The following is a 5927-nucleotide window of genomic DNA, read 5'->3' on the forward strand; positions in this document are numbered from 1 at the left end:
CATTATGCCGTAAGTCGGATTATGCCGCATGGCCGAGCTTTTCGGCTGTCACGCCGGCTTTCGGCCATGCGGCAGTTCGGCATAATCAGAGCGCTTCGAGGAAGGCGAGCAGTTCGTCGCTGGGACGATACCGCCCGGGATGTGTTTCCGGGCCGGCGACCTGAGAAAGCGCCTTTTCCTTCAGCCGCATGTCGGCGTGTATATAGATCTGGGTCGTTTCCACGGATTCGTGCCCGAGCCATAATGCGATCACGGATTGGTCGACGCCGTGATGGAGCAGTTCCATCGCCGTGCTGTGGCGAAGCGTGTGTGGCGTGACGCGTTTGCCTGCAAGACTCGGACACGCTTGTGATGCCTTCAGGCAATGCTTGCGCACCAAGTGCTCCAAAGCATCACGGCTGAGCGCCTCGCCCCGGATCGACGGGAACAGCGGGCCATCGCCGTCGCGGCGCTCGCCGATCCAGCTCTGGATAAGCTTGGCCGTATCGCGACGAAGAGGCGTACTGCGTTCTTTCCGGCCCTTGCCGATGCACCGGATATGAGCGCCGGTGCCGAGGATCACGTCCTTGCAGCGCAGGTTGATCAGTTCGGACGCCCGCAACCCCGTCTGAAGCGCAAGCAACAGCAGGACGTGATCACGTCGCCCCACCCATGTCATTCGATCCGGTGCTGCCAGCAGCGCCGCTATCTCCCCAGCGTCAAGGAACGTCACGCTCCGCTTCACATACCGCTTGTTCGGCATCGAGAGAACGCGCTGACAATGAAGAAGCCAGCTCGGATCGGTCAATGCAACGTAGCGGAAGAACGAGCGGATAGCGGCAAGACGCGTATTGCGGGTGCGGGCCGTGTTGCCGCGCGCCGTTTCCACATGTGTCAGGAAGTCGGCGACAAGATCGGCATCGAGATCTTCGATCGTCAGCTTCGTGGGTGGCTTTCCACACCGTGAGCTTGCGTACCGGATCAGCAGCCGGAATGTGTCTCGGTAGCCAGCGACGGTGTGATGGCTTGCTTCCATCTGCGTTAAGAGCCGATCGGTGAAGAAGCGCTGGATCAGCGCGGGGAAGTTGGTCGCCTTCATCGGGTTTCCACCTCCGCCGCCACGCCTGTTATTCGAGCGGAGGCCAGTTCCAGCAGCTCCGGGACCGCTTCCAGATACCAGTATGTGTGGGCGGGGTGCGCATGACCGAGCCATGTCGTGAGCTTGATCATCTCGCGACCGACGTCTTTGCCCGACCGATACCAGCTCAGCATGGTACGCACCGCGAAGGTGTGGCGAAGATCGTGGATACGTGGTCCACGACCGTGCCGAAGATGAAGCTGCGGCTGCCGCAGCCCGATCTGCTGGCAGACGTGCGCGAAGTTGTAGCGTGCGCCGCAATCGCCAAGACGACGCCCCTCACAGGTCACGAAGAATGCTTCCGGCCTGCGCCCGAGCAGCCGATCCCGCTCGCGACCATAGCTTTCCAGCCGTTCCACGACGCTCGGGGCCAGCGGCAGCAACCGTTCTTTGCCGAGCTTGCCCTGCCGGATACGAAGCACTCCGGATTCGGCATCGAGATCGTGAGGATCGAGACCGAGAGCTTCGCTGATCCGAAGTCCGGTCACGGCGATCAGGCCGAAGAGGGTTGAGCAGGTCAGGCCGCGCAGGCCGTAGACCGATGGCAGCGTCCGCGCTTGGTCGATGATCGCGACGATTTCGGCGTCACTATAGATGTATGGATGCACACGCTGAACGCGACCCGGCACCAATCCCCGGGGCGGAGCCTCGTGTCTGGAGTCCATGCCGTGCAACCACTCAGCAAATTGGCGGGCCACCCTGAAGCGCGTTGCCCGTGTTCCTGGACTTGCAGAGGGAAGGCTTTCGAGCCAGCGCATGATCAGGCTGGCGCTGACGTACTGCGCACCGCCGTTGTCGGCGAAGGTTACGAAGCGGCGAAGTATCCGTTCATCGGTGCTCAGATTGGCGCCGAGTTGCCTTCTGATGGTGAGATAGCGGTCCATTTCGGCAAGGAAGCTCATCGTGCCACCTCCGAGGTCGGCCAAGGCTGCGCAATGGAACGCAACCCGTCCGTGTCGAGCTTCGCGTAGATCATCGTCGTTGCCCGCGACCGATGCCGCAGCAGATCGCCGATCTCTTCCAGTGAGGCGCCGGCACGAACCATGTTCGTCGCCAGGCTGTGGCGCAGAACATGCGATCCCACATAGGGTGTCGGCGGCTTCACGCCCGTCGCCGCGAACGCCTCCTTCAGTATGGCGTTAATGACCTGGCTGTCCTTGAACGGACGGTTGGGCGCCCGATGCGTCACGAACAGCGTGCGCGTGGTCGTTGAGGTTCGTTCCACCTGTAGATACCGGGTGATCGCTTCGCCGACGTCCGGTGGGATTGGCAGCCGGTCATGTTGCTGCCCTTTTCCACGAACCAGAAGTACGCCGGCGCGCCAGTCTATGTCGCACAACTGGACAGCGATGACTTCCGGCGCGCGCAGGCCGAGGCGGGCCATCAACAGCAGCATGGCGTAGTCACGGGCGCCGCGCCGCGGATTGGTGCGCACGGAGGCCACGACGGCCTCCACCTCATCGGGCGACAGATAACGAGGGAGCCTTGCGCCCCAGGGCTTGCGTGCTCTGGGGACGCAAAGCGACAGGTTCGTGGTCGTATGGTCCTGCGCGAACAGATATTGGAAGAAGCTGCGCAGATGCGTTGCTGGCGTCTTGTCGCGGAACGGGCGCTTGCGCGCGAGTAAGTGCTCCATGAACGCGACAACATCCTGCGCGTTCAGCGCCGGCAGGTCGAGCATACGGTCGCCGAAGCGATGATCGAGAAAGCGGTCCGCGAACCTCAGCACATGATAGACAGAGCGGGGGCTGAGGCCGCGTTGCCGCAGAAGGTAGGTTTCAAAGCTGTCCAGCAGTTCGCGACGTTCGGCCTGTGCGGGTGTCAGCGGCGGTCGTGTCGCCACTCCTATCTCAATCAGATGCGTGACGAACAGTCTGGCAAGGTTGGGAACCTTGATCTGGCTTTTCGGCGTGGTCGGCAACCGCCGTCCCAGTTCGACAGCCAAGTCTGGCGTCAATGCCGAGGGCGCAATGCCCTCGGCGTCGAGCAGGCGACCGAAGCGCCGCAATAGATAGCGGTAATTCGTCAGCGTGTCCGGCTTGTAGTTTCTGGATGCAAGGCTTTCTTCAAATGCCGCGAGATACTGATCGAGACATGTGTGATCGGGTTTTTCCATTTCTGTGCTCCATCTTGGTGGAGCAATAAACTTCGCGCCGAATCCCCGCTCTGTGACCAGTCGATCTTCTGCTTAGCGGCAAGTGTGACCAAGACCTTCCCTCGATTTCATGTCCGATGTGCTGACGCGCATATAGAGTTCTTGACGTGGTGTCCTCGCCTTTCGTATCTACAATCATGGGGATTGCGAGCTCCCCACGAGGCGCCAGCCGAAGATCGCGTTCCTGTTCAACCCCGGCGACGGAGGAACGCACATGCCTGCGCCTAATGCCATTTCGTTCGACAAGCTCGCCCGCATCATCGGAACCCCTCGCGCACCGCTCTTGATCGACGTGCGCTCCGAGGAAGATTTTGCCGCCGATCCAAGGTTGCTCCCTGGCGCCACCCGGATCGACGACCAGGCGCTCGCCGCCCTCGCTCCGCAGCTCGCCGGGCAGCCATCCATTGCTGTCTGCCAGGCCGGCCATCGGCGCAGCCAAGGCGCGGCCGCCTGGCTGCGCGCCGAAGGCTGCCCTTCGGAGTATCTCGAGGGCGGGTTCGAAGCCTGGCGTGCGGCCGAGCTACCCCTGATCGATCCCGCAAAGCTGCCAGCGCGCGACGCGCAGGGCCGCACCATCTGGGTCACCCGGTCGCGCCCCAAGATCGACCGCATCGCGTGCCCCTGGCTGATCCGGCGCTTTCTCGATCCCCGTGCGATCATCCTCTTTGTGGCGCCCGCCGAGGTCGTCGGCGTCGCCGAACGCTACGATGCTTCGCCCTTCGACATCGAGAACGTGTTCTGGAGCCATAGGCGCGAACTTTGCACCTTCGACGTGATGCTGGCCGAGTTCGGCCTGAATATTCCCGCGCTCGACCGGCTGGCCGACATCGTCCGCGGCGCCGACACCGCCCGGCTCGATCTGGCGCCCGAGGCCGCCGGTCTTCTTGCAGCCTCGCTCGGTCTGTCGCGGATGTATTCCGACGACCTGGAGCAGCTCGAAGCAGGCATGCCGCTCTATGACGCTTTCTATCGCTGGGCTCGTGACGCAACCGACGAGACCCACAACTGGCCCACCAACAAGCCGAGGCCGGAGTGATGCGGGACCGCGCTTTCCCCACCCTTGCGGAGGCCACCCGCATCTGGGCCCGAATCGGGCTCCTGAGCTTTGGCGGGCCGGCGGGCCAGATCGCGCTCATGCACCGCATCCTCGTCGAGGAGCAGCGCTGGCTGGGCGAGAAGCGGTTCCTGCATGCCCTCAACTACTGCATGCTGCTGCCTGGCCCGGAGGCGATGCAGCTCGCCGTCTATATTGGCTGGCTGATGCACCGCACGCTCGGCGGCATCATCGCGGGTTTGCTCTTCGTGCTGCCCGGCATTGTGTCGATCATGGCGCTGAGCTGGATCTATGCGCTCTACGGCAATGTTGGCGCCGTCGAGGCGCTGTTCTTCGGGCTGAAAGCGGCGGTGCTGGCCATCGTCGTGCAGGCGGTCATCCGCATCGGCTCGCGCGCCCTGAAGAACGGCGCAATGATCGCCATCGCCGCCGCCTCGTTCGTGGCGATCTTCGGTTTCGCGGTGCCGTTTCCGCTCATCATCCTTGTGGCGGGTCTGGTCGGGTTCTTCGGAGCGCGTGTGGGGTTGCCCGCCTTCCATGGCGGCGGCGGCCACGGCAAGGTGGGCGAGGTCCAGGTCGATGACGCCGATACCCTCCTGGGCGAAGAGTCGCCCGCCCACACGCAGGTCAACCGCGGCTGGGCGTTTCGCATCTCGGCGGCGTTCCTCGCGCTGTGGCTGGTACCGGTCGCCCTGCTGTTCGCGGTCTTCGGCCCCGCGAACGTCTTTTCCCAGATCGCGGGCTTCTTCAGCATCATGGCCGTTGTGACCTTCGGCGGCGCCTATGCCGTTCTGGCCTACGTCGCGCAGGAGGCGGTGCAGAACTACGGCTGGCTCGCCCCTGGCGAGATGCTGGACGGGCTCGGCATGGCCGAGACCACGCCCGGCCCGCTGATCATGGTGACACAGTTCGTGGGCTTCATGGGCGCGTTCCGCAACGCGGGCGGCCTGTCGCCGCTGATGGCGGGAACGCTGGGCGGGCTTCTGACGACATGGGTGACGTTCACGCCGTGCTTCCTCTGGATCTTCCTCGGTGCGCCCTTCATCGAGCGACTGCGCGACAACAAGGTGCTGTCGGCAGCGCTGACGGCGATCACCGCCGCCGTGGTGGGCGTGATCCTGAACCTCGCAGTCTGGTTCGGCCTGCATGTGGTTTTCGACGAGGTGCGCTCGATCACCTCCTTCGGCCTCGATATCGACGTGCCCGTCTGGTCTACACTGAACCTGCCTGCTGCGGTGCTGGTGCTGGCCGCTCTTATCGCAGTGTTCCGCTTCAAGCTCGGACCAGTGACCGTTCTCGCTGGATGCGCGGCCGTTGGCCTGGTGCTAGGGGTGACGAACATCGCCTAAGGTGACCCGCTCTCACCATCCAAACGAGAGCCAAGGGCAACGTCGAAAGATCGATAAAGGTGTAAAACCCGCCGCTCGCAGAATCCGCATTCGGATAATCGGATCTCAACCGTACTAATCCCAACGGGTTCTTCAGCGTACCTTGAGCTTCATTGGGCGGCGGATTATGCCGAGCGCGAAGAGGACCATGGCCTGCAATTTCAGTATTACGCACCCGAAATCGGCATAATCCGACTTACGGCATAATGACCC

General features: G+C 63.1%; 5 protein-coding genes. 2 read left to right on the plus strand and 3 right to left on the minus strand.

The annotated features are described in order from the left end of the window. Positions 1-85 precede the first annotated feature (85 nt). The 3 genes from FHS81_RS18280 to FHS81_RS18290 are packed head-to-tail and all read right to left on the minus strand — an operon-like array spanning position 86 to position 3233. Positions 86-1078: a tyrosine-type recombinase/integrase gene (locus FHS81_RS18280; protein ID WP_037094399.1), complete on the minus strand. Its 993-nt coding sequence runs from the start codon at positions 1076-1078 to the stop codon at positions 86-88. Further along, positions 1075-2019, minus strand: a complete 945-nt coding sequence (locus FHS81_RS18285; protein ID WP_037094402.1) for a tyrosine-type recombinase/integrase — start codon at positions 2017-2019, stop codon at positions 1075-1077. The genes FHS81_RS18280 and FHS81_RS18285 overlap by 4 nt, the downstream gene beginning before the upstream one ends. Then, entirely contained in the window at positions 2016-3233 is a 1218-nt protein-coding gene (locus FHS81_RS18290; protein WP_037094404.1) for a tyrosine-type recombinase/integrase, read from the minus strand. The genes FHS81_RS18285 and FHS81_RS18290 overlap by 4 nt, the downstream gene beginning before the upstream one ends. Before the next feature lie 253 nt (positions 3234-3486). Between FHS81_RS18290 and FHS81_RS18295 the strand changes: the two genes are divergently transcribed. Further along, positions 3487-4308 carry a chromate resistance protein ChrB domain-containing protein gene (locus FHS81_RS18295; RefSeq protein ID WP_037094406.1) on the plus strand — a complete coding sequence of 274 codons (822 nt, stop codon included), beginning with the start codon at positions 3487-3489 and terminating at the stop codon, positions 4306-4308. Beyond that, positions 4308-5675 carry a chromate efflux transporter gene (gene chrA / locus FHS81_RS18300; protein WP_037094409.1) on the plus strand — a complete coding sequence of 456 codons (1368 nt, stop codon included), beginning with the start codon at positions 4308-4310 and terminating at the stop codon, positions 5673-5675. Before FHS81_RS18295 ends, chrA begins: the two co-directional genes overlap by 1 nt. Positions 5676-5927: the final 252 nt, after the last annotated feature.

It is taken from the genome of Pseudochelatococcus contaminans (assembly GCF_014195635.1).
GTDB classification, from domain to species: domain Bacteria; phylum Pseudomonadota; class Alphaproteobacteria; order Rhizobiales; family Beijerinckiaceae; genus Pseudochelatococcus; species Pseudochelatococcus contaminans.